The sequence below is a fragment of the Salinibacillus aidingensis genome (genome assembly GCF_055393355.1).
This window is the reverse complement of the sequence record NZ_AP043759.1, coordinates 223,093-247,477: the sequence shown is the minus strand read 5'-3', so window position 1 is coordinate 247,477 and position 24,385 is coordinate 223,093. Positions and strand designations below refer to the sequence as shown.

The window sequence follows — 24,385 nt, the reverse complement described above, 5'->3', positions numbered from 1 at the left end:
ATATCACCTATCTCATTGTAAATGAACATAGCCCGACTTAGACAGTTTCTCTCTGCGTCCATCTGAGCATAAAATTACACAAGGATTTTCTGTTGATGGTTTGACTGTTCCAATTTTAGTCACCTTAGTGTTCGTCTGTTCAGCCGCGGCCTGTATCCTTGGCCAATCATCTTCTGAAACTGTACCAAGCAATTCAAAATCCTCTCCACCCGAGAGCACCCATTTTTTGTGGTCTTTCAATGTATGGTCCTTAATTTCCGGCCGTACAGGCAGGTCTCCAAAGTTTATCTCAATGTCGATCCCCGAAGCCTGAGCTATTTCATTGGCTTCACTGGCAATTCCATCACTGATATCATTTAAACATACCCGCTTTAAAGGCTGCAGGGCCTGAGCAAAGGGAACCCTTGGCTGCGGCATTTGATGTCGCTTGATAAATGGGTTATCTGTGCTTTTACCCCGTTCCAGTAATAAATGAAGGCCATATGCTGAATCACCAAGGTATCCTGTGGCAAATACATAATCACCCTCGCGAGCCTGGCTTCTGTATCTTGCGTAACCCTTTGGAACATATCCATAAACCGTCACGGTTACCACAAACTGATGACCTGAAACAGTATCACCCCCGATTAAATCCATTTGATGCTCCCGGGCATGATCCTGCATACCTGCATATATTTCTTGCAGCTGCTGTTTCGACCAGTCTTTTGGAATCACAATAGAAACCATGTAATAAGCCGGATCACACCCCATTGCTGCCAAATCACTTATATTAGCAGCTAATACTCTGTAACCAATATGATAGGGGGTCATGGTAGCTAAACGAAAGTGGATATCTTCTACCATTGTATCCGAAGCTGTAATCATATCAAACCCATTTACAGGCCGGACAACAGCAGCATCGTCTCCTATACCTTTAATAATAGAAGACTGGCGATAATATTTCTGCATGATGGAATCAATAAATGAAAACTCATCCATTTTCAAAGTCTCCTTAAAAGCAACCTTTTAATCCTTATAATAGCAGAAAAGGGAAGGATTCCAAAAGACAAACATGAGACAGACGACTTTATTATGTAAACGACGTACAGAAACAATAGTTCATATTGCATTATAAAAACCTTAGGATTATCCTAAGGTTTGTGTATACGTAAGTTTTTATGTAATTATATTTTTAATTAATGGCGGTCCGGACGGGACTCGAACCCGCGACCTCCTGCGTGACAGGCAGGCATTCTAACCAGCTGAACTACCGGACCATTGGTTGCACCCTAAAGGGCACTACTAATTTCATCTCGCATTGAAGATTATCAATGTAGTTTGGATAAGTATTTTGGTTGCGGGGGCAAGATTTGAACTTGCGACCTTCGGGTTATGAGCCCGACGAGCTACCAGACTGCTCCACCCCGCGATAGTGTTGTGAAATCACAACTATAATATTTTAACCCAAGCCCAGCAACGTCCTACTCTCGCAGGGGAAGAACCCCAACTACCATCGGCGCTGGAGAGCTTAACTACTGTGTTCGGAATGGGAACAGGTGTGACCTCTCCGCCATCACCACTGGACTTTGGCATGGTCGTTCTGCTTTGCTCATATGACATGAGTGCTCTTAGCAGAACTTCCTTATCATTATTCATTTCAGGTGACTAGCACCTTCAAAACTAGATAAGAAAGGCAATCATGTGAGCAGACATTGGTTTGTTAGTCCGCCTGCGCTTTTCGTGTCGTCCAGCACCGGCTCCTAGGTCCAGGCTGATATAAGCCAAAGCCATTCCGTGGCAAAAACATGTCACTCCGTGTCTTCTGCTTATGCAGTCGTACCTAAGCGCTCGCCTACGCTTTTCGTATAAGTTAAGTCCTCGATTGATTAGTATCCGTCAGCTGCACGTGTCACCACGCTTCCACCTCGGACCTATCTACCTCATCGTCTCTGAGGAATCTTACTCATTTAAAATGATGGGAAATCTCATCTTGAGGGGGGCTTCATGCTTAGATGCTTTCAGCACTTATCCCTTCCACACGTAGCTACCCAGCCGTGCTCCTGGCGGAACAACTGGTACACCAGCGGTGTGTCCATCCCGGTCCTCTCGTACTAAGGACAGCTCCTCTCAAATTTCCAACGCCCACGACGGATAGGGACCGAACTGTCTCACGACGTTCTGAACCCAGCTCGCGTACCGCTTTAATGGGCGAACAGCCCAACCCTTGGGACCGACTACAGCCCCAGGATGCGATGAGCCGACATCGAGGTGCCAAACCTCCCCGTCGATGTGGACTCTTGGGGGAGATAAGCCTGTTATCCCCGGGGTAGCTTTTATCCGTTGAGCGACGGCCCTTCCATTCGGTACCGCCGGATCACTAAGCCCGACTTTCGTCCCTGCTCGACTTGTAGGTCTCGCAGTCAAGCTCCCTTCTGCCTTTACACTCTGCGAATGATTTCCAACCATTCTGAGGGAACCTTTGGGCGCCTCCGTTACTCTTTAGGAGGCGACCGCCCCAGTCAAACTGCCCACCTGACACTGTCTCCGAACCGGATCACGGTTCTGGGTTAGAATGTCCGTACAGCCAGGGTGGTATCCCACCAGCGCCTCCACCGAAGCTAGCGCTCCGGTTTCGATGGCTCCCACCTATCCTGTACAAGCTGTACCAACATTCAATATCAGGCTACAGTAAAGCTCCACGGGGTCTTTCCGTCCTGTCGCGGGTAATGCGCATCTTCACGCATAGTATAATTTCACCGGGTCTCTCGTTGAGACAGTGCCCAAGTCGTTGCACCTTTCGTGCGGGTCGGAACTTACCCGACAAGGAATTTCGCTACCTTAGGACCGTTATAGTTACGGCCGCCGTTTACTGGGGCTTCGATTCAGAGCTTCGCCCAAAGGGCTAACTCATCCTCTTAACCTTCCAGCACCGGGCAGGTGTCAGCCCCTATACTTCGCCTTTCGGCTTCGCAGAGACCTGTGTTTTTGATAAACAGTCGCTTGGGCCTTTTCACTGCGGCTCATCCAGACCGAAGCCTGAACGAGCACCCCTTCTCCCGAAGTTACGGGGTCATTTTGCCGAGTTCCTTAACGAGAGTTATCCCGCTCACCTTAGGATTCTCTCCTCGCCTACCTGTGTCGGTTTGCGGTACGGGCACCCTCATCCTCACGAGAGGCTTTTCTTGGCAGTGTGAAATCAGGAACTTCGGTACTCTATTTCCCTCCCCATCACAGCCCGAGCTTACGATGAACGGATTTGCCTGCTCATCACTCTCACTGCTTGGACGTGCATATCCATCAGCACGCTTCCCTATCCTCCTGCGTCACCCCATTGCTCAAACGGATGAAAGGTGGTACAGGAATGTCAACCTGTTTTCCATCGCCTACGCCTTTCGGCCTCGGCTTAGGTCCCGACTAACCCTGAGCGGACGAGCCTTCCTCAGGAAACCTTAGGCTTTCGGTGGACAAGATTCTCACTTGTCTTTCGCTACTCATACCGGCATTCTCACTTCTAAGCGCTCCACCCGTTCTTCCGATCGGACTTCGCTGCGCTTAGAACGCTCTCCTACCATTGTACCAACGGTACAATCCGCAGCTTCGGTGATACGTTTAGCCCCGGTATATTTTCGGCGCAGAGTCACTCGACCAGTGAGCTATTACGCACTCTTTAAATGATGGCTGCTTCTAAGCCAACATCCTGGTTGTCTAAGCAACTCCACATCCTTTTCCACTTAACGTATACTTAGGGACCTTAGCTGGCGGTCTGGGCTGTTTCCCTCTCGACTATGAACCTTATCACCCATAGTCTGACTCCCAAGCTCAAGTTGTTGGCATTCGGAGTTTGACTGAATTCGGTAACCCGATGAGGGCCCCTAGTCCAATCAGTGCTCTACCTCCAAAACTCGATTCTTGAGGCTAGCCCTAAAGCTATTTCGGAGAGAACCAGCTATCTCCGTGTTCGATTGGCATTTCACCGCTACCCACACCTCATCCCCGCACTTTTCAACGTACGTGGGTTCGGGCCTCCAGTAAGTGTTACCTTACCTTCACCCTGGACATGGGTAGGTCACACGGTTTCGGGTCTGCGACCTCATACTCATACGCCCTGTTCAGACTCGCTTTCGCTGCGGCTCCACATCTTCTGCTTAACCTTGCATGAAATCGAAACTCGCCGGTTCATTCTACAAAAGGCACGCTGTCACCCATTAACGGGCTCCAACTACTTGTAAGCACACGGTTTCAGGTTCTCTTTCACTCCCCTCCCGGGGTGCTTTTCACCTTTCCCTCACGGTACTGGTTCGCTATCGGTCACTAGGGAGTATTTAGCCTTGGGAGATGGTCCTCCCGGATTCCGACGGAATTTCACGTGTTCCGCCGTACTCAGGATCCACTCCGGAGGAAACCAGGTTTGAATTACAGGGCTGTTACCTTCTTCGGCAGGTCTTTCCAGACCGTTTCATCTACCTGATTTCTTGGTAACTCCGTATGGAGTGTCCTACAACCCCAGAAGGCAAGCCTTCTGGTTTGGGCTGTTTCCCGTTCGCTCGCCGCTACTTAGGAAATCGCGTTTGCTTTCTCTTCCTCCGGGTACTGAGATGTTTCAGTTCCCCGGGTTACCTTCCTTACCCTATGGATTCAGATAAGGATACTGCCCCATTACGGACAGCGGGTTTCCCCATTCGGAAATCTCCGGATCAAAGCTTACTTACAGCTCCCCGAAGCATATCGGTGTTTGTCCCGTCCTTCATCGGCTCCTAGTGCCAAGGCATTCACCGTGCGCTCTTATTCACTTAACTTATAACGCACACGGACATCATTGTCCGTTGTCTGCTCTTGATTGCTTTCTTATCTAGTTTTCAAGGTGCTATTTGAAGAATCCTTCGATCCTTCAAAACTAAACAAAACAACCGAGTACGCTCTTTTTTGGTCACGAAGTGACCTTATCTTCCTTAGAAAGGAGGTGATCCAGCCGCACCTTCCGATACGGCTACCTTGTTACGACTTCACCCCAATCATTGGCCCCACCTTAGGCGGCTGGCTCCAAAAGGTTACCCCACCGACTTCGGGTGTTGCCAACTCTCGTGGTGTGACGGGCGGTGTGTACAAGGCCCGGGAACGTATTCACCGCGGCATGCTGATCCGCGATTACTAGCGATTCCGGCTTCATACAGGCGAGTTGCAGCCTGCAATCCGAACTGAGAATGGTTTTATGGGATTAGCTTCACCTCGCGGCTTCGCTGCCCTTTGTACCATCCATTGTAGCACGTGTGTAGCCCAGGTCATAAGGGGCATGATGATTTGACGTCATCCCCACCTTCCTCCGGTTTGTCACCGGCAGTCACCCTAGAGTGCCCAACTTAATGCTGGCAACTAAGGTCAAGGGTTGCGCTCGTTGCGGGACTTAACCCAACATCTCACGACACGAGCTGACGACAACCATGCACCACCTGTCACTCTGTCCCCGAAGGGAACCCTCTATCTCTAGAGGTAGCAGAGGATGTCAAGACCTGGTAAGGTTCTTCGCGTTGCTTCGAATTAAACCACATGCTCCACCGCTTGTGCGGGCCCCCGTCAATTCCTTTGAGTTTCAGCCTTGCGGCCGTACTCCCCAGGCGGAGTGCTTAATGCGTTAACTTCAGCACTAAGGGGCGGAAACCCCCTAACACCTAGCACTCAACGTTTACGGCGTGGACTACCAGGGTATCTAATCCTGTTCGCTCCCCACGCTTTCGCGCCTCAGCGTCAGTTACAGGCCAGAGAGTCGCCTTCGCCACTGGTGTTCCTCCACATATCTACGCATTTCACCGCTACACGTGGAATTCCACTCTCCTCTCCTGCACTCAAGCCTCCCAGTTTCCAATGACCCTCCACGGTTAAGCCGTGGGCTTTCACATCAGACTTAAGAAACCGCCTGCGCGCGCTTTACGCCCAATAATTCCGGACAACGCTTGCCACCTACGTATTACCGCGGCTGCTGGCACGTAGTTAGCCGTGGCTTTCTGGTCAGGTACCGTCAAGGTACAAGCAGTTCCTCTTGTACTTGTTCTTCCCTGACAACAGAGCTTTACGATCCGAAGACCTTCATCACTCACGCGGCGTTGCTCCGTCAGACTTTCGTCCATTGCGGAAGATTCCCTACTGCTGCCTCCCGTAGGAGTCTGGGCCGTGTCTCAGTCCCAGTGTGGCCGATCACCCTCTCAGGTCGGCTACGCATCGTTGCCTTGGTGAGCTCTTACCTCACCAACTAGCTAATGCGCCGCGGGCCCATCTGTAAGTGACAGCATAAAAGCCGTCTTTCAACTTCCGACCATGCAGTCGGAGGTGTTATCCGGTATTAGCCCCGGTTTCCCGGAGTTATCCCGATCTTACAGGCAGGTTGCCCACGTGTTACTCACCCGTCCGCCGCTCGTTCCACAAGTTTCATCCCGAAGGAATCAACTTGTTTCACGCGCTCGACTTGCATGTATTAGGCACGCCGCCAGCGTTCGTCCTGAGCCAGGATCAAACTCTCCAATAAATGTTGTCATCGCACATAAAGTGCTCAACTATTACTGAGAAACAAGTTTTCCTGTCACTCATAAATCAATGCTATTTAAATAGCGAATTGACGTACTGGTTGTTTTGTTCAGTTTTCAAGGTTCGAAATAGTAATTTTTAATGGTGGGCCTGAGTGGACTTGAACCACCGACCTCACGCTTATCAGGCGTGCGCTCTAACCGACTGAGCTACAGGCCCCATTATGGAGCGGGTGATGGGAATCGAACCCACGACATCAGCTTGGAAGGCTGAGGTTTTACCACTAAACTACACCCGCATATTTGATTTTTACTGGTCGGGAAGACAGGATTCGAACCTGCGACCCCATGGTCCCAAACCATGTGCTCTACCAAGCTGAGCTACTTCCCGGGTCGAATGGTGCGCCCGAGAGGAGTCGAACCCCTAACCTTCTGATCCGTAGTCAGACGCTCTATCCAATTGAGCTACGGGCGCTTTTTTGCGACAAGATTTATTATAACACAACCACAATATCTTTGCAAGAAGTTTTTTTAAATCTTTTTGGTGCGGTCGAGAGGATTTGAACCTCCACGGGGTAAACCCCCACTAGGCCCTCAACCTAGCGCGTCTGCCGTTCCGCCACGACCGCAAAATAAAATGGTGCGGGTGGAGGGAGTCGAACCCCCATGTCGAAAGACACTAGATCCTAAATCTAGCGCGTCTGCCAATTCCGCCACACCCGCGAGGATGGTGAGCCATGGAGGATTCCGACGCCTTTGGCTAGTCCTTACTTCCTTCTTCTATAAAATAAAAGCAAGGGGAACCGCAAGTGAGAATCCTACCACAACTTCCTTGATGAGCCATGGAGGATTCGAACCTCCGACCCTCTGATTAAAAGTCAGATGCTCTACCAACTGAGCTAATGGCTCGTATTTATAATTGAGTGGTTCGTCTTGATAAGGATCTTCGTACATTATGCATCTACGACGTCCTAATCTCAGCAAGATGATTCTGGATGCTTCTCGATCAGTACGCTGATGTGTTGCTTTGAAGCCTATTCGTTCGTGCTCTACCAACTGAGCTAATGGCTCGTATTTAGTAATGTCTTAACTCTTTCTGCTATTTTATTGCAAAATAAAAAATGGCTGGGCCAGCTGGATTCGAACCAGCGCATCACGAGATCAAAACCCGTTGCCTTACCGCTTGGCTATGGCCCAACAATTATAATGGCGGTCCGGACGGGACTCGAACCCGCGACCTCCTGCGTGACAGGCAGGCATTCTAACCAGCTGAACTACCGGACCTATAAGCTTTATTTACAATAAAAAGAGAAAATGACCCGTACGGGATTCGAACCCGTGTTACCGCCGTGAAAGGGCGGTGTCTTAACCACTTGACCAACGGGCCATAAATGGCGGAGAAGGAGGGATTTGAACCCTCGCGCCGCTTACGCGACCTACACCCTTAGCAGGGGCGCCTCTTCAGCCACTTGAGTACTTCTCCACTGGCTCCACCGGTAGGATTCGAACCTACGACCGATCGGTTAACAGCCGATTGCTCTACCACTGAGCTACGGTGGAATGTTTTAAAATGTAATGTCATTATCACGACGTTAAACATAATACAACGTTTCGTTCTTTTTGTCAAACCCTTATTATAACTTTTTTATTCGCTTTTTTCTAAGAGGATTCGCTGTTTCAAAAGAACACGCTGTTTGTTTAAGGCTTATATAATTTAACATGCTTTCGGAGCCTGCGTCAATATCTTTTTTAAACCTTTTTTAGCCTTCCCTTACATTTTCCACATCTATACCTGCTAAGATTTATCTGGCGTTTTCTTTTATAAAGTAACCCGCATTGCGTACATTTATAATGATGCCGTTTTTCATTTTCCTTGGAAGGCAGCGCACGGCAGTGACGGGGAGCGTCGACCTTATTAAGTAATTCCCTAAAGTCTCTGTCCCGATGCTGATACCCTTTACCTTCAATGTGTAAGTGATAGTGACAGAGTTCGTGTTTAATAATCCCTGTTAACTCATCTATCCCTAATTCACGCAGATATTTAGGATTAATTTCAATCCTGCGCTTTGAAGGCAGATACCTTCCACCTGTGGTTCGCAAACGATTATTAAAGATTGCATCGTCAGGAAAGGGTTTTTTAAAGTATTTTATTGAAATTTGTTTCACTAAATGCAATAGCTCGGTATTATCCATAATGGAACCTCAATTTATTCATATAAAGTGAAACTTCCATCAGTGGGGGTTTTCTCCATCCCCCACTGATTTGGCCAGCTGCGGCTCCCAGGCCCAAGCGGTCATAAGCAGAATACCCTCCATGGCCAAAATACAGCCACTCCGGATATTCTGCTTATGCCGTCGGGCCTAACCGGTCGCCTCCGCTTTTCTTGTTAGTTGAACTTATCAGGGATTTACTGGCCATTTATCCCCCACTTAGTCTTGTTGGTACCCTCAAGACTTGAAGTAGGGGTATTACGGCCAGTTAATACGTGATAAATCTATTGTACCGGCAAAACTTGTCCTTCTCAACAACAATTACTGATTATATACCTTTTTAGCCTCAATTTCTATGGTAATTACTGGATGATTTGTTCACAGGCATCAAATTATGGTTCGGACCCTTCTTCCTTTTACTATCATAAAGGGAATCTAACCATCAGGGGTTCTCCACTGATGATTAGTTGAACTTATCAGGAATTTACTGGCCGCCCCCTCTTAGTCTTGTCGGGTTACCCTCAAAACCTGAATTAGAGGTGTTACGGCCAGTTCATGCGTGATCAAGCTGCTTATGTGTGCATGACCGGCGTAAACCGTAAACCAGTGACTCATACCAATTCAGGTAAAAAGAAAACCTCCCCAATCATGGGAAGGCTTTTTATCAATTCTATAAAATACATATAAACCTGAACCGTCGTTTTGCATAAGATAAGAATAGACCAATTAAATACGGAGGGGGTATTATGCCGAATTGGTTTTTAAAGCAAATGCAAAACGCTTTTCGCAAAAAGGATATTTATCAAATTAAAATGCTGAACCAATGCTGGTTTTTTTATCGACGGAGATTTGTCCATAACGAAAAATCTCAAACATAATCAGTGTTTCCATTTACTGAGGTTCAATCATGGTAAGAGCAATACGCTCTCTGTCCATATTCACTTCATCGACCCAGACTGTCACAATATCTCCGACGGCAACAACATCCAGTGGGTTTTTAACAAACTTATTCGACAGTTTTGAAATATGCACTAGGCCATCCTGTTTTACTCCAACATCTACAAAAGCACCAAAATCAACTACATTTCGTACAGTTCCCTGCAGCTCCATTCCAGGCTTTAGATCCTCCATTGAAAGAACATCTTTCTTAAGAATTGGTTTCTCCAGGTCATCACGCGGGTCACGTTTCGGTTTTTTCAGCGCTTCAATGATATCCTGAAGTGTCGGTACACCCATTTGAAGCTCGTCGGCCATTGTTTTTACTTCGATTTGATTTAAAGCATCTACCAAATCAGCTTCACCCAGGTTATCTGTAGTCAAACCTAATTGCTGCAGGAGCGCTTTTGTCTGATCATAACTCTCCGGATGAATCGGTGTTCCATCCAAAGGCTCTGTGCCATCGGTTATCCGCAGAAAGCCAATCGCCTGTTCATAGGTTTTGGCCCCTAACCGGGGAACCTTCTTTAATTGCTTCCTGCTGTTTAACTTGCCATTTTCATCTCGATATTTAACGATATTATTTGCTACGGTTTTGTTTAATCCTGACACATATTGCAGAAGAGATGCCGAGGCTGTATTCACATTCACCCCTACCTGGTTTACAACGGTTTCAACAACAAAGGTAAGCGACTCACTTAATTTCTTTTGACTGACATCATGCTGGTATTGACCGACACCAATCGATTTCGGGTCGATTTTTACGAGCTCACTTAACGGATCCTGAAGTCGTCTTGCTATTGAAATAGCACTTCTCTCTTCTACTTGAAAGTCCGGAAATTCTTCACGGGCAAGCTTTGAAGCTGAATATACACTGGCTCCCGCTTCATTAACAATAATATAGGAAATATCCAACTGATGCTTCTGAATCATATCTGCTACAAATTGTTCCGTTTCCCTGGAGGCTGTTCCATTTCCAATCGCAACGATCTCTACCGGATAAGCCTCAATCATACGCATAAAGATTTTCTCGGCGCCATCCTTATCATTCTTAGGAGGAGTAGGGTACATGACAGCAATGTCCCCTGCTTTTCCTGTTTCATCCACCACCGCTAATTTGCAGCCTGTCCGGTAAGCAGGATCGACACCTAAGACCGTTTTGCCTTTTAACGGTGGCTGTAAAAGCAAGTTCCTTAAGTTTTTTGAAAAGATCTGAATGGCATGCTCTTCTGCTTCTTCGGTTAGTGTATTGCGAATTTCTCTTTCAATGGATGGACCAATCAAACGTTTGTATGAATCCTGTATCGCATTCACCAGGACTTCTTTGACATCTACACTAGGCTTATCCAGCACCTGATCCTGCAGATATGCCAGGATATGTTCCTCAGGGGGAGTGATGGAAACCTTTAAAATGTCCTCCTTTTCTCCCCGGTTAACAGCCAGTACACGATGGGAGGCAATTTTACGCACAGATTCCTGGAAATCGTAATACATATGATAAATTCCCTTTTCATCCTGCTCTTCATTTTTACCCTTCGTTTCCAATAAACCCCGCTGGAAGGTATCCTGTCTGATTTTCTCTCTGAATTTAGGTTCATCAGAAATCCATTCAGCAATAATGTCATTAACGCCGCCCAGAACATCCTTAACTGTGGCAAGTTCATATTCATCCGAAAAGTAGCCCGGAGCTTCTGCCTGGATATCTACACCGGATTGATTCATGTAGATTTGTTCTGCTAATGGTTCCAGACCTTTTTCTTTAGCGATGGTGGCCCGGGTTCTTCTCTTCTGCTTATACGGACGATAAAGATCTTCTACCCGTTGAAGCTGATTGGCGTTTGTAATTTCCTGTTTCAGTTCATCTGTCAGCTTTCCCTGTTCATCTATCAGCCGGATAACTTCTTCTTTTCGATTATGTAACTGTACCTGATATTCATATTTATCTTCAATTTCTTTTATCTGAACCTCATCCAGCCCACCTGTAGCTTCTTTACGGTAACGGGCGATAAAGGGAACCGTATTTCCTTCCTGAAGCATATGTATAACTTTTTCAGTGGTCTGTTCACGTAATTTCAACGATTGGCTTACTTCCTTAACAATCACTTGTTCATTTGTTGCTTCCTTCAAATTGCTTCCTCCTTGGTTTCTATAAGTCCGCCTTCATGGCCAGGTTCTTTCTTTATTATACCCTACTCATTTTACCAAAAGATCTGCAAAAAGCGAAAACCGTCTAAAGTCACAGGGATTAGAATCGTTCACAAACAAAAAGACCCTTCCATAAAAGGGTCCCCTCCGTTTATACTGCCTTATACCGCATGGCCATTAAAGTTGTATCATCCGTCTGCGTTTCCTTGTGCAGCCTGGCATAAGTATCTGTGATTCCTGTTACATCATTAAAATTGGTCATTTTCGTAAAGAGTTTTCGTTCATCTACCCCGTCTGAGTACATTAAAAAGACATTTCCCTGTTCAAGTTTTTCCCGTTTAATCTTATAGGGATAACCATAGCTCGGTAAATACCCAGGGGTTGGAATGGTCCTTTTTTTCTGGCCATTTAAAGGGATTAAGGTGATACCAACATTCCCGATAGATGTCAGTGAATACGTATGATTTTTAAAATCCAATTTCAAAACACCTAATACGGCCCCACGCTTATGGATAAGCTTGTCATTGCACCGTTTAATTAATTGATCAATAGACTCTGTATAATGATTTTCGATAACTTCTATAACAGCATTTGAAGATTCCTTTGCATCCATTCCGCTTCCAAGGCCATCTGCTAAAACCGAAATAAATTGATGTTCTGTCTCTTTATAGAAGAAGCAGTCTCCATTACAATGATTTCCACCTTTTGCTTCCTGGAAAACAGATACCTCCATACGATGATTTTCTGCATTCAAAATAAAACCTCCGGACTATCCGACTGTAAGGCCTCTCGAAGCTTTCTCAAGGCACGCCTTTGCAGTCGGGAAACATGCATTTGTGAAATACCAAGATGTTCTCCAGTTTCCTTTTGACTTTTATTTTCAAAGTAAATGAACTGGATAATCTGACGTTCACGCTGAGATAAAACAGGCATTAATTTCTCCAGAAGCATTTTGTAATCAACCTGGTTATATCCGTCCTCTTTTGCACCCACTAAATCAAGAATGGAAACCTTTCCCCCATCTGAATCTGACTCCATTTTCCGATCAGCCGATAAAGCACGATAGCTTTGGCTCATTTCCATCGCTTCGAGCACTTCCTCTTCACTGACCCCAAGATGCTCAGCAATTTCCTTTACAGACGGAGAATATTGGAGACTCGAAGTTAATTCCTCCGCGGCTTTTTTAATTTTTGGCCCGAGCTCCTTAATTCGTCGAGGGACGTGTACACTCCATGTTTTATCCCGGATAAATCTCTTCATCTCACCCACGATTGTAGGTATAGCAAAGGCTTCAAAGGATTTTCCTACAGAAGGATCATAACGTTTAATGGCAGCCATCAAACCCAGCATACCAACTTGTACAAGGTCCTCATGGATGGAACTGTTCTTGGAATATTTACTGGCAATGGAGTGAACTAAATTTTCAAATTCCAGAACCAGCTTCTCATGTACAGTTTCGTTTTGCGGATTCTTTTGAAGGGTTTCTATCCATTGATAAACCTCTTCATCATAATCATTGTGTGGTTGAGATTTCGCCGTCATTAGGTTCCACCCCATTTTTATGGAGATGCTTGGTCATAATCACAATCACACCATAATCATTATTAATCTCTAACTTATCCATCAGTTCTTCAATCAGAAATAGTCCAAATCCGCTTTCCCTAAGCCCATCAATGGATTCCTCAGGTCTATAAGGACCAATATCCTGTTTGATCTCAGATAAATCAAAGCTGCCTCCACGATCGGCTACCATAACTTCCAATCGATCATGGTATAAACCAAACCCTATGGTGACCTCTCCTTCTTCCACCCCCCGATAGGCATGCTGGACTGTGTTTGTGATTGCTTCCGATACGGCAACCTTTAAATCTTCAATCTCTTCAAAAGAAAATCCTAAACGATTAGCTATCCCCGAAATAGACAGACGTACAATCCCAACGTACTCCGGCTTCGCTGGTATTTTAATCTCAATAAAGTCAAAAGGTTCCTGCATTACTTTCCACCCCGAACCGTATTTTCTATTTTGAAGACTTCTTTTAAGCCGGTAATATCAAACAATCTATATACACGCTCATGTAAATTCATCAAAATCAGCTCCGAATGATTTTCTTTTGCTGATTTTAACCCGCTTATAAATACACCAAGACCCGTACTATCCATATAGTTGATCTTTTCAAGGTCCACCTTGATTGAAACACCCTCTTCCTTTGTTAGCGGAAGGATGGTTTCTTTGAGTTTTGGTGCGGTATACACATCAATTTCACCTGATAGTTTCACATGATGAATATCATCTGTTCGAGAAACATCAATACTTAAATTCATGTTCCGAACCCCCAAAAAAATTTTTACTAACTTCTATGTTCATTCCCTTTCACAGGAATCTTTAAACCTTTATTTTAAAGTTTTTCAAGAATTCCTTCTTAAGATAATTAATGTAAAGTCATCACGTAAATCAAAATCCTGTAATCGTTCGAAATACCGATAGACATGGTCAACGATTTCCTGTGCCGACATATGTATGTATTGCTTGATAATATCCAATATTTCTTCCGTCTGAATAAATTGATCTCCGCGTCTGCATTCTGTCACACCATCTGTAAACAAAATAATCATGTCCCCAACGGAGAGGATCTTGGAATATTGCTGATAGGATGTATTTTCCTCTACCCCCAGCACAATCCCCTTTGTTTCCATTTTCTCAAAGCTGTCCGATGATGCATCATAAAATAAGCCCGGCTCATGACCGGCAGACGCATAGTGAAAGGAATGGTCCTCATCATTGTAGAAGCCATAGAACATCGTAATAAACATTCCAGGTTCCACATTACGTTCGACAACACGGTTTAATAATTTTAAAATGGTCTTCGGACTCGAAAGATTATCAGGATATGTATCTAACGCGTATTTAATCATGGACATACATAAGGCTGCAGGGATTCCTTTTCCAATGACATCCGCAACGGCAACCCCCACATTACGATGGTCCTGTATAAAATGATAGTAATCCCCATTCATCTGCTGAGCCGCAACAGATACAGCTCCTATATCAAGCTCCTCAACATCGGGAATTACCGTATTCAATAAGGTGTTCTGCATATTCGCAGCAACTTCAATTTCATACTTTAGCTCGAGCTGTTTTTCCCGCAAAGCACGGAACTCGTGGTGAGCAATACCATATGAAATCATGGTCTCCAGAAGGAAATGAAGAGAAAGTCTCATATCCTCAGGCAAATCCGGATATAAATCCTGCATAGCATCGATATGTATTTGAACAATCTCATCCGGTGAGATTTCCTGCTGCAGGGACTGTTTACTAAATTGATCCGCCCGATATAAGGCCGTTTCATCCTTTGATTGCAAATAATTCTTTAATAAGTTTTTATATTTTTCCAAGACCATTTATCCCCCCTTACCGAAGCCACTTCTCAATAATCACCTCTGTACCTTTACCTTCCTCTGAATCAATATCAAAGTGATCCATTAACCGTTTAATCCCGGGAAGTCCGGCTCCCAACCCTCCAGATGTTGTATAGCCATCCTCCATAACCTTACTTATATCTGAGATACCCGGGCCCTCATCCAAAGCGAGAATTTTTATTCCTTTATGTTCCATATCTTCCAGGTAATCAAAGCAGATTTGTCCTTTATTGGCATATAAATAGATGTTTCTCGCCAGTTCGGATATTGCTGTTGCGATTCTTGCCTGATCGACAGAACCGAAGCCGATTTTCTTTGCGATATCCCGGCCCTGTTGACGCGCTGCAACAATATCCCATTCTTTTTGTATCGGGATACAGGATTGGAAGTGTTTACTCATCATATTACTCCTCCAATTCCTGTCTAAGTTTAATAAGGCCCTGTTCCAAGTCCAGTGCTGTAGGTACATCCTTTAAATGTATTCCTAAGTCAATTAAAGTCATAGCTACAGCCGGTTGTATGCCTGTTAACACAACCTTCGCCCCCATTAAATCAGACATTGACACTACGTCACCTAGTATTTTAGCAATATACGAATCCACAATTTCCACTGAAGTTAAATCAATAACTACACCAGTTGCCCATGTTTCATGAATTTTGTTTAATAAATCCTCCTGAAACTGAATAGCTGTCTTATCGTCTAACTCCGTTTGTATGGAAATCAGCAAATAGTTATGCAGCTTCAAAATTGGTATTCTCAAATTTTCACTCCTTACCTAAAGAATCCAGAATGTCCTCTATGTCATCTTCTTTGCCTACATCTACAACCCGGCGTCCAGTAATCTCGAGAGCTGACCTGAACCCTTTCTGCAGGGAACTCTTCGTTGGGAAGTTTGATAGATCAATACCCAAATTAACAATTGTCTGGGCAATTTCCGGACGAATTCCCACCAATATGCAGGATGCACCAATAAGCCGAACCGCTTCAGCAGCCTGAATGATATGATGAGCAACCATTGTATCAACCACAGGTACACCTGTAATATCAATTAATACGACCTCTGCATTATGTTTAATGACACCATCCAAAAGATTTTCCATAATGAGCTTAGCCCGTTCGGTATCAATCGTACCTACAAGCGGCATGACTGTGATCCCTTCCATGACCGGAATCAAAGGCGCAGATAACTCCTGCAGGGCCATTCTTTGAATCGATAGGGTATTTTCCCAGTTTCCCGAGTATTCAGTAACAAGGAAGTTTACAATCGGATCAATCCATTGATCGACACTTTCAAGAATCTCAGCGAACTGTTTCGAGTCAACCTCTTCACTTCTCTCCAGAATAAAATTAACGGTTACTCTGCGAAAAGCCTGCATACCCTCCGTAAGATAGCTTAAAGGCCACCCCAACTGAATCAAACGCTCGGAAAAGTTATGTAAATCTTCCAGCATCCCTTCCTTTTCCACACTTGAAAAAATAACGTTCACAAACTCCCGGTTGGTGCTTTCAAACAACTCCTCGGAAATAGAAGCGGAGTAAGCACGTACTTGTTTACGTTCAATCTCCTCCAACCACTTTTTAACAATTTGATCACTATTTTCCAATACTATTTCTCTTAGAAGTTTATCCAAATCACCGGCCCCCTTCGATATTTTGAAATATATGTAATAATTTTAAATAATTAAATAACTATCCATTTTATAATGTACCATTTAATATAAAAAAAGAAAAGAATATTAACTAGGCGGAAGCTCCGTTTGGAAAGACAGTCTCGACAGTCACCGGAGCCGAACGCGGCCATGCCTGAATTCTAAGGCACAAGTGATCCTATCCTGTAAATTATAAAACAAAAAAAGCTACCCATATCCGAGCAGCTTTAAAAGTCTATAAGTCCGAGACTGATTTGTAATGCTTCATCAACACGCTTCATAAGAGTCTCGTCCAGTTGTGTGATTTTGTCCGTTAGCCGTTGTTTATCGATGGTGCGAATTTGTTCCAGTAATATTACCGAATCACGCTCAAACCCGTACTTTTTAGCATCAATTTCAACATGGGTCGGTAATTTAGCTTTCTGTATTTGTGCGGTAATAGCGGCAACAATACAAGTTGGACTAAAACGGTTACCTATATCATTTTGAATGACTAATACTGGGCGAACGCCACCTTGTTCCGACCCAACGACAGGAGAGAGATCCGCAAAAAAGACGTCGCCTCTTTTTACCATCAACAGATTTTACCCCCCGCTCACAAGGCGTTCGAGGGTAGTTTCAGCCTCCTCTTCAGCTTGGAAAGCTTCAGATGCAATGTTTAAATTAATATTAGCCATTTCCACATAACCGCGGCGCATTGTCTCTCGGATATCACGTTTCTTTTTATCATGCAAATACATCTTCATAGCTTGGCAAATCAAGTCATTTCGGTCGCAATCTTCATACTTTCTCAAGTTGTCTAATTCTTCAACCATTTGTTGTGGTAGTTTTACTACAATTTCCTGTGAACCCTCGGACACAACATACACCTCCACCATGAAATCGTGACAATCATATAAATCCATATCAATAATACCATTAAGGGACTTGCATTGCAAAGCCCTGCAAAAAATAGATTGGAACTTTTATTACCGCTATTCACGCGAAGATTAAACGTAACATCCAGCCATTTTCATATCTATTCCAATTTTACACAATTATGTTTTATTTTAAACACATTTTTTCGGAATACAATTTGTTTTCCACATCAGTAAGTTTATGATTGTGCATATAGACCCGTGGAACTCGGTAACTAATTGTACAAGGAATTTCATAGGTGATTGTCTCCAAGGTTTCAGCAACCTCGTCTATAGTGACCTCTTCCTCTCCCTGCTTTCCGATAAGCGTCACCTGTTCACCTACCTCAAAAGGACCATCGAGCTTAACCATAAATTGATCCATACAAATTCTTCCCACAATCGGCATTTTTTTGCCATTAATGATCACATGCTGTTTGTTCAGCTTCCGTATCCAGCCATCTGCATATCCTATTGGTACCGTACCGATCCACTCTTCCTCTTTTGTCTGATAGGTTTTTCCATAACTGATTCCTTCCCCTGCAGGCACCTTTTTGACGTGAATCAGTTTACTGTGTAGGGAAAATGCGGGCTGCAAATCGATGGGTTTTATCTGTTTCACATACGCAGACGGGTAAAGACCATACATGCTGATTCCGAATCGGACCCCATCAAACATATCTTCGGGATAACGCATACTAGCCGCACTGTTCCCGGAATGAACCACCATCGAATCATCTTTAACCGAGGATTTCAGCATGTCGATACATGCCGAGAACCGTGATTGTTGTTTTTGATAATATAATTCATCCTCTTCATCTGCAGTAGCAAAATGGGTAAAAGCACCTGTAATTTGAAAACGTGAATCATGGAGAACGTGAAGCAAGTCCTTCATTTCCTCTTCCGAACGAATGCCGACACGTCCCATTCCGGTGTCGATTTTGACATGAACAGAAAGGGTCTGTCCATGAAGAAAATCCCTTGCCTGCTCCACCCACTCCTTCTGGAAGACCGTCACCGCTATATCATGATCAGCCGCAAGCCTGACATCCTCCGGCCGTACCCAGCTCATAACGAGAATAGGGGCTTCTATCCCAGCCTGACGTAATTTTAACGCTTCGTCCAGTAAGGTAACAGCAAGCCCAAAGACTCCTTCCTCCAGTGCTGCATTTGCTACCTGAATATCACCGTGACCATAAGCATTTCCCTTCACAACAGCAAATATTTTTGTATCCTCTGCCAAAACAAGTTTTAATTGTCGAATATTATACTGAATCGCATCCAAGTTAACCTCACACCAGGAATCACGGTAAAAAGGCTGTAATGACAAAACACAAGACCCCTCTCGTACTTTTTTTCTATTATTCAACTTGAAATCAAAAGTGTCAAGGAGTAAAAGCGAAGGCGACTGGTGAATGAAACTACGAAACTGCAAACAAAAAGACCTGCGGGAATCCGGACTGAGGGCAGTTTGCCAAAATACTGCCACTCAGCCTCATCCCTGCAGGTCTGTGCACACACCAATTACTTGATACCTTTTCCTTCGACAGAGGAAGCAATCTCAATCATTTCGTCACGAGTCAGATCTTTGCTGGCTAAGTAGAACCGGGTATTTCCTTCACTCCATTCAACAGAAGAATCTGTCATAACTCCCACAGTTGCACCCAGATTAACCGGACTTCCATCGGTATTGACCGGAGAAGTAATGCTTGTCGGATAGGAATCATAGTTTTCCTGGACCAGTGTGAAGTTTTTCTCCCCCTCATAGGTTTGAATGACCCTTGTACCATTTTCAAATTCTGTCTTTTGTTCTTCAGCCAGTGAAGATCCCTCAGGCACATTCACTGGATAAAGAACTTCCATTGGCTTCTCTTCTTCTGAGCTTGCCATGGCTGGTACATTCATAACACTGCTTGTCAGATTCTTTTGCGTATCAAAATCATCTTCAGCAAACTCAGGGTCAAATTCAAAGGATGAGAAGGAAATCTCCACTAAGGACTGATAATCCTTATCCATCACCTTTACCATGACCGGCTTTAAGGATTCTTTGGAGAATGTGATTTCCTGATACGGAAGGTTATTATTGCTTTGATAGTTTGTTTTGGTCGTAAATACGTAATGATTTTCGGTCTGTTTAAATTCAGATTCCTGATCACTGACCACATCTTGAATTAATGATCCGAACAGGTACGGCTGGCTGCTGTTATCAGGCCACTCACTCTGGAATTTAAAGCTTTTGTTTAATGCAGGAGTCAGAACAAATACCCCTTCTTTGTTTTTAAGGATTATCTGATTCCCCTTTTCACTGTCCGGGTTGTTTAACTCCACACGGTACATATCCTTCTTCTGATGCCAAATATTAATCTCGTAGCTTTGTACATCTTCCCCTGTCTTCAGATCCATCTTAGCCTGTGCCTTGTACCCACTCATTTCTTCCATTTTATCTTCCAGAGAACCAATCACATCCTCTTTGGACTTTTCCCCACACGCAGACATGAAAATGAGCAGAAAGACAGCCAAGCTAAAGAGCAATAATTTTTTCTTCATGTTCACAACTCCTTTGCCTCATTTCGAAAACACATAGGGAACGTATTCTACTCACCGCGAACATGAGCATGTACGTTTTTGTATAAACTTAACTTATTTCTGCAATATCATTGTCCATTGTTTATCATTTACCCTCCTCCATTCAGTGGTTTCCTGGTTTTTCATCACAAGCATCAAATGAATAACCTCCATACATGTCCTTCTTCCGCGGTGTTATATTTTCGTCCCCTTTTCACCCGCACTAGAATATATGAGACAAACTATGTGAATATGCAGACTAGCCTTCCTGAATCAAAACTTCTGCAAAAACAATTTCTGTACTATGTGAGATGGATACGAGAGCATTCGCTTCCTGCCGGCCTTTTATAAAGACATCCGGCTTCCCCTGAGGATCAGGCAAAATTTCAATATCACGAAATGAATACGCCGTTCCGATCCCCGTCCCCTGTGCCTTAGAATAAGCTTCCTTTGCCGCAAACCTACCCGCAGCAAATTCAACTTTTCGTCTCCAGGATGAAAGCTGATGAAACAGCTTTAATTCCCTTTCAGACAGAATCCTTTCCGGAAACCGGTTATTTTTTCTTATCGCTTGTTCAATTCTGTCAATCTCAGTTATATCGACACCCAGACCTTTAATCACAGCACTTCCTCACTCTCTGTATATAAATAAAGTTTCCATAAAGTGAAACTTCCGTCAGTGGGGGGTATTACGGCCAGTTCATGCGTGATAATTTTTCATAAAATAAGCAATTTATCCGTATGAACGCTTGAAAATATGTATAATATGAAACAAACCATATTAAATAGGTGATGCTATGTTTATTCGTACGGAAAGTTTTCAGGAATTTCTTCGCTTTTATCCTGTTGTCAGTGTGATTGTTGCCATAAACCTTGGTTTGTGGCTATTCACAGAATTTTTGCCCATTCCTCTGTTTGATACAATCCGGTATCTTGGACTGGGTCAGAACGGACTTATTTCTGCTTACAATGAATACTGGCGACTTTTTACAGCCATTTTCTTTCATTTTGGTCTTATGCACGCCATTTTCAACTCTTTTTCTCTCGTGTTATTCGGCCCGGCTTTGGAAAGAATGCTGGGTAAATTTAAATTTATTATATTATATGTGCTTTCAGGTGTAATCGGAAATCTGGCTACTCTCTGGTTAGCTTCTATGAATCTAACCCACGCCGGAGCCTCCGGGGCCATTTTCGGTTTGTTTGGTGCCTACTTATTTATGGTCCTGTTCAGAAAAGATTTACTGGATCATCAAAGCACCCAAATTATTACAGTCATCATGATTATTGCTCTCATTATGACATTCCTGCGTGCAAATATAAACATCTATGCACATATCTTCGGTTTCATTGGAGGGTTCGCATTAGCGAATATTCTCTTAAGCAATGTGAAAAGAAACTATTGGATATAAAGGGAAACTTCCATAAGTGGGGTTTTCTCCTTCCCCCACTTATGGTTAGTTGAACTTATCAGGAAGTTACTGGCCGTTTTTCCCCACTTAGTCTTGTTAGGTTACCCTCAAGAATTGAAGTGGGGGTACTACGGCCAGTTCATGCGTGATAAAAAGAAGCCTTACAGAATATATGTTTATCGATCTGCATTTACAGGAAAACATGGGATTGTCCAGTGTAATTATGGGCAATCCATGATAAAATATGAAAATAACAGACTTTTAGCAAAAGGAAAGTAGAAGTACAGTATTAAACCATCGACTCTGCTGGAGGAACATTGAATGGACAAAAGAGGAATCACCCCATATATCGCCGTTACCGTTGGCGTATTTAGTGTTTCAACAGCTGCGGTACTCGTCAAACTGGCCGATCAGGCTCCAGCGTCAATCATTGCAAATTACCGACTCCTGTTAGCTGTTCTCATTATGGCTCCCTATATATTATTGAAGCGTCGTAATGAATTTTCCTTCATCTATGCAAAGGATTGGGGATTATCCATTCTTGCAGGCATTTTTTTAGCCTTTCATTTTATCCTTTGGTTTGAATCCTTAAACTACACGTCTGTCGCAAGCTCAGTTGTCTTTGTCACTTTACAGCCTATCTTCGCTTTTATCGGGACGTATTTATTTTTTCACGAACGCTTTACATATGGGGCTATTATCAGCATGCTGATTACCATTATTGGCAGCGTTATTATAAGCTGGGGCGACCTGCAAATAAGTGGGCTGGCCTTGTTTGGTGATATGCTCGCACTGCTTGGAGCGGTGATGGTTACAGGCTACTTTTTAGTGGGACAGAATGTGAGAAAAAGAGCACCCCTGGCAACTTATACCTTCATTGTCTATGGGATAAGCTCCCTAACATTAGTGATTTATAATCTCATCCTGCAGCAACCCTTTTTTGGCTATGATCTGGATCATTGGCTTGTATTCTTAGCCCTTGCGATCATACCTACATTTTTGGGTCATTCCTTATTTAATTGGGCCATTCGATGGGTAAGCACGTCAACCATTACCATGGGGATGCTTTTTGAACCTGTTGGCGCATCGATTTTGGCTTATTTTATATTAGGCGAAAACGTAACCTGGTTCCAGATACTTGGTGGTTCGATTGTTATCTTTGGTTTAATACTGTTTATTCTTAGCACTTCCCGTGTGCATACCCGCACAGCGGAAGAAAAATAGATAGAGATTAGTATGATTGAGGAGTGAGATGTATGGATATCCAATTAATGACTGATGGCGGTGCTGATATTCCCGCGACTCTGCAGCAGAAATTAAACATTGACGTTGTACCTCTAAACATCCAGATTAATGGGGAAAGGTATAAGGTCAGCCCGGATTCTGAGATTGAAAATTACTACACCCTTATGGAGGAAGCTGATGAACTGCCAAAATCATCAGCCCCAAGCCCACAGGATTTCTATGAAGCCTATAAACAAGTGGATGAAAACAAAGCCATTTTAATGCTGTCGATTTCAGAAGGGGTTAGTGGAACATATCAGAGTGCTGTCATGGGGAAAGACATGCTTCTGGATGAACAACCGGACCGACAAATTGAAATCATCAACACCAAAACCGCCTCCTGTGGAATTGCTCTCTTACTGCATGAGGCCGGGAAGAAGCTGGCACAGGATGTTCATTTTCATGACTTAGTCAGCCATATGAAGGAACGTGCAGAGAAACTGTCCACATTATTTGTGCTTCGGACTCTGGATAACCTCATTAAGGGAGGTCGTCTGGATAAAGTGAAAGGAGCCATCGCCAAAACACTGAACATTAAACTCCTGTTACACGCAACCGATGAAGGAACCATTGATGTAGCGGAAAAGGTCAGAGGGAATAAAAAGGCGATGAGGCGATTTATTGATCAGATCGGTGAGCACACAAAAAATTTCGGCACCATTGCCCTGGCGCACGGAAATACCAAAGAACGAGCAAACAAAGTCCTTACAGACATCAAAGAAAAATACTCATTCCAGGAATCACTCATCATGGACATGGGCCCCCTAATCGCCACATACGCAGGCCAAGGCGGCCTCGTCATCTCATTTTTTAGAGATTGACACAGAAAAGCGGAGGCGACTGTTCAGGTCCGACGGCATAAGCAGAATATCCGGAGTGGCCGGTTTTTGGCCATGGAGGAAATTCTGCTTATGACCGCTTGGACCTAGGAGCCGCAGCTGGACACAGAAAAGCGGAGGCGACTGTTCAGGTCATGCGGGATAAGACGAAGACATGAAGGGGCATGCCTTTTGCCACGGAATGGCTTTGGCTTATATCCGCCTTGACCTAGGAGCCGCAGCTGGACATAGAAAAGCGGAGGCGACCGTTTAGGTTATATAAAAGTGATCCATTCCTCATTAATTTGTCAGGAATGGATCATTTTTTATGGTCACGAATGGATGACTGGACCTGATACCATTCAATACAATATCTGATATCAATCGGTCAAATCCAGGATTTTATCCGTCATTTTTTGTATCGAATCAATCCGTTTTTAATAAGTTTCAGCCCTGGTTTTGAAGACATCCCATGCATCCATTCCTTACTCGGTTGAATCTGTCTCTTCTTATAAATAACACGTCTATTCTCTCAAGTTATCAATCGAAATCCATGACAT

General features: G+C 44.1%; 20 protein-coding genes, 14 tRNA genes and 3 rRNA genes. 4 read left to right on the top strand and 33 right to left on the bottom strand.

The window, feature by feature from the left end:
• Positions 1–12: 12 nt before the first annotated feature.
• The 19 genes from thiL to ACZ5OK_RS01395 all read right to left on the bottom strand — a co-directional run bounded on the left by thiL (position 13) and on the right by ACZ5OK_RS01395 (position 8,687).
• Entirely contained in the window at positions 13–978 is a 966-nt protein-coding gene (gene thiL, locus ACZ5OK_RS01485) for a thiamine-phosphate kinase (protein WP_343841537.1), read from the bottom strand.
• 201 nt (positions 979–1,179) lie between these two features.
• A tRNA-Asp gene (locus ACZ5OK_RS01480) sits at positions 1,180–1,256 on the bottom strand.
• A gap of 75 nt (positions 1,257–1,331) precedes the next feature.
• Positions 1,332–1,408 (bottom strand) — tRNA-Met (locus ACZ5OK_RS01475).
• 39 nt (positions 1,409–1,447) lie between these two features.
• Positions 1,448–1,563, bottom strand: a 5S ribosomal RNA gene (gene rrf / locus ACZ5OK_RS01470).
• Between the two features lie 282 nt (positions 1,564–1,845).
• A 23S ribosomal RNA gene (locus ACZ5OK_RS01465) occupies positions 1,846–4,775 on the bottom strand.
• A gap of 157 nt (positions 4,776–4,932) precedes the next feature.
• A 16S ribosomal RNA gene (locus ACZ5OK_RS01460) occupies positions 4,933–6,496 on the bottom strand.
• Together the 16S, 23S and 5S rRNA genes with 14 tRNA genes alongside form the textbook arrangement of a ribosomal RNA operon.
• 141 nt (positions 6,497–6,637) lie before the next feature.
• A tRNA-Ile gene (locus ACZ5OK_RS01455) sits at positions 6,638–6,714 on the bottom strand.
• A gap of 5 nt (positions 6,715–6,719) precedes the next feature.
• Positions 6,720–6,793, bottom strand: a tRNA-Gly gene (locus ACZ5OK_RS01450).
• Between the two features lie 15 nt (positions 6,794–6,808).
• Positions 6,809–6,885: transfer RNA gene (locus tag ACZ5OK_RS01445), tRNA-Pro, on the bottom strand.
• A gap of 7 nt (positions 6,886–6,892) precedes the next feature.
• Positions 6,893–6,969: transfer RNA gene (locus tag ACZ5OK_RS01440), tRNA-Arg, on the bottom strand.
• A gap of 67 nt (positions 6,970–7,036) precedes the next feature.
• Positions 7,037–7,123: transfer RNA gene (locus ACZ5OK_RS01435), tRNA-Leu, on the bottom strand.
• A gap of 9 nt (positions 7,124–7,132) precedes the next feature.
• Positions 7,133–7,217, bottom strand: a tRNA-Leu gene (locus ACZ5OK_RS01430).
• A gap of 113 nt (positions 7,218–7,330) precedes the next feature.
• Positions 7,331–7,403: transfer RNA gene (locus tag ACZ5OK_RS01425), tRNA-Lys, on the bottom strand.
• Positions 7,404–7,616: 213 nt separating this feature from the next.
• Positions 7,617–7,691 (bottom strand) — tRNA-Gln (locus ACZ5OK_RS01420).
• Between the two features lie 10 nt (positions 7,692–7,701).
• Positions 7,702–7,778, bottom strand: a tRNA-Asp gene (locus ACZ5OK_RS01415).
• Between the two features lie 31 nt (positions 7,779–7,809).
• Positions 7,810–7,881 (bottom strand) — tRNA-Glu (locus tag ACZ5OK_RS01410).
• A gap of 5 nt (positions 7,882–7,886) precedes the next feature.
• Positions 7,887–7,977 (bottom strand) — tRNA-Ser (locus tag ACZ5OK_RS01405).
• 2 nt (positions 7,978–7,979) lie between these two features.
• Positions 7,980–8,054, bottom strand: a tRNA-Asn gene (locus tag ACZ5OK_RS01400).
• Positions 8,055–8,243: 189 nt separating this feature from the next.
• Positions 8,244–8,687, bottom strand: a complete 444-nt coding sequence (locus tag ACZ5OK_RS01395) for a SprT family protein (RefSeq protein WP_343843154.1) — start codon at positions 8,685–8,687, stop codon at positions 8,244–8,246.
• A gap of 764 nt (positions 8,688–9,451) precedes the next feature.
• Here ACZ5OK_RS01395 and cmpA point away from each other — a divergent pair.
• Positions 9,452–9,583, top strand: a complete 132-nt coding sequence (gene cmpA, locus ACZ5OK_RS01390) for a cortex morphogenetic protein CmpA (protein WP_343843152.1) — start codon at positions 9,452–9,454, stop codon at positions 9,581–9,583.
• 13 nt (positions 9,584–9,596) lie between these two features.
• Here cmpA and ACZ5OK_RS01385 read toward each other — a convergent pair whose 3' ends face one another.
• The 14 genes from ACZ5OK_RS01385 to acpS form a co-directional block, all read right to left on the bottom strand.
• Positions 9,597–11,768, bottom strand: a complete 2,172-nt coding sequence (locus ACZ5OK_RS01385) for a Tex family protein (protein ID WP_343843151.1) — start codon at positions 11,766–11,768, stop codon at positions 9,597–9,599.
• 169 nt (positions 11,769–11,937) lie between these two features.
• Positions 11,938–12,540, bottom strand: a complete 603-nt coding sequence (locus tag ACZ5OK_RS01380; RefSeq protein ID WP_343843150.1) for a SpoIIE family protein phosphatase — start codon at positions 12,538–12,540, stop codon at positions 11,938–11,940.
• On the bottom strand, positions 12,537–13,328 hold the full coding sequence (gene sigB, locus ACZ5OK_RS01375; protein WP_343843149.1) for an RNA polymerase sigma factor SigB: 792 nt from the start codon (positions 13,326–13,328) through the stop codon (positions 12,537–12,539). The genes ACZ5OK_RS01380 and sigB overlap by 4 nt, the downstream gene beginning before the upstream one ends.
• A complete protein-coding gene (gene rsbW / locus ACZ5OK_RS01370) occupies positions 13,300–13,779 on the bottom strand; it encodes an anti-sigma B factor RsbW (protein WP_343843148.1) in 480 nt (159 codons plus the stop codon). The genes sigB and rsbW overlap by 29 nt, the downstream gene beginning before the upstream one ends.
• On the bottom strand, positions 13,779–14,108 hold the full coding sequence (locus ACZ5OK_RS01365; protein WP_343843147.1) for an STAS domain-containing protein: 330 nt from the start codon (positions 14,106–14,108) through the stop codon (positions 13,779–13,781). The genes rsbW and ACZ5OK_RS01365 overlap by 1 nt, the downstream gene beginning before the upstream one ends.
• 84 nt (positions 14,109–14,192) lie before the next feature.
• Positions 14,193–15,185 carry a PP2C family protein-serine/threonine phosphatase gene (locus ACZ5OK_RS01360; RefSeq protein WP_343843146.1) on the bottom strand — a complete coding sequence of 331 codons (993 nt, stop codon included), beginning with the start codon at positions 15,183–15,185 and terminating at the stop codon, positions 14,193–14,195.
• 10 nt (positions 15,186–15,195) lie between these two features.
• The gene (locus ACZ5OK_RS01355; protein WP_343843145.1) at positions 15,196–15,606 is read right to left on the bottom strand and encodes an anti-sigma regulatory factor; all 411 of its coding nucleotides are present in this window, start codon (positions 15,604–15,606) and stop codon (positions 15,196–15,198) included.
• Between the two features lies 1 nt (position 15,607).
• Positions 15,608–15,964, bottom strand: a complete 357-nt coding sequence (locus ACZ5OK_RS01350) for an STAS domain-containing protein (RefSeq protein WP_044164401.1) — start codon at positions 15,962–15,964, stop codon at positions 15,608–15,610.
• A gap of 4 nt (positions 15,965–15,968) precedes the next feature.
• A complete protein-coding gene (locus ACZ5OK_RS01345; RefSeq protein WP_343843144.1) occupies positions 15,969–16,835 on the bottom strand; it encodes an RsbT co-antagonist protein RsbRA in 867 nt (288 codons plus the stop codon).
• Positions 16,836–17,080: 245 nt separating this feature from the next.
• On the bottom strand, positions 17,081–17,431 hold the full coding sequence (locus ACZ5OK_RS01340) for a type II toxin-antitoxin system PemK/MazF family toxin (protein WP_044164397.1): 351 nt from the start codon (positions 17,429–17,431) through the stop codon (positions 17,081–17,083).
• Positions 17,432–17,437: 6 nt separating this feature from the next.
• The gene (locus tag ACZ5OK_RS01335) at positions 17,438–17,758 is read right to left on the bottom strand and encodes an antitoxin (RefSeq protein WP_464758278.1); all 321 of its coding nucleotides are present in this window, start codon (positions 17,756–17,758) and stop codon (positions 17,438–17,440) included.
• A 139-nt stretch (positions 17,759–17,897) separates the two neighbouring features.
• Entirely contained in the window at positions 17,898–19,079 is a 1,182-nt protein-coding gene (gene alr / locus ACZ5OK_RS01330; protein WP_343843142.1) for an alanine racemase, read from the bottom strand.
• Positions 19,080–19,273: 194 nt separating this feature from the next.
• Positions 19,274–20,296 carry a LolA family protein gene (locus ACZ5OK_RS01325; RefSeq protein WP_343843141.1) on the bottom strand — a complete coding sequence of 341 codons (1,023 nt, stop codon included), beginning with the start codon at positions 20,294–20,296 and terminating at the stop codon, positions 19,274–19,276.
• 277 nt (positions 20,297–20,573) lie between these two features.
• Positions 20,574–20,936 carry a holo-ACP synthase gene (acpS, locus tag ACZ5OK_RS01320; RefSeq protein WP_343843140.1) on the bottom strand — a complete coding sequence of 121 codons (363 nt, stop codon included), beginning with the start codon at positions 20,934–20,936 and terminating at the stop codon, positions 20,574–20,576.
• 175 nt (positions 20,937–21,111) lie between these two features.
• Here acpS and ACZ5OK_RS01315 point away from each other — a divergent pair, with 175 nt between their 5' ends.
• The 3 genes from ACZ5OK_RS01315 (at position 21,112) to ACZ5OK_RS01305 (ending at position 23,828) form a co-directional block, all read left to right on the top strand.
• The gene (locus ACZ5OK_RS01315; protein WP_343843139.1) at positions 21,112–21,723 is read left to right on the top strand and encodes a rhomboid family intramembrane serine protease; all 612 of its coding nucleotides are present in this window, start codon (positions 21,112–21,114) and stop codon (positions 21,721–21,723) included.
• Positions 21,724–22,044: 321 nt separating this feature from the next.
• Entirely contained in the window at positions 22,045–22,947 is a 903-nt protein-coding gene (locus ACZ5OK_RS01310) for a DMT family transporter (protein ID WP_343843138.1), read from the top strand.
• Between the two features lie 32 nt (positions 22,948–22,979).
• Positions 22,980–23,828 carry a DegV family protein gene (locus tag ACZ5OK_RS01305; protein WP_343843137.1) on the top strand — a complete coding sequence of 283 codons (849 nt, stop codon included), beginning with the start codon at positions 22,980–22,982 and terminating at the stop codon, positions 23,826–23,828.
• The last annotated feature ends 557 nt before the right edge of the window (positions 23,829–24,385 follow it).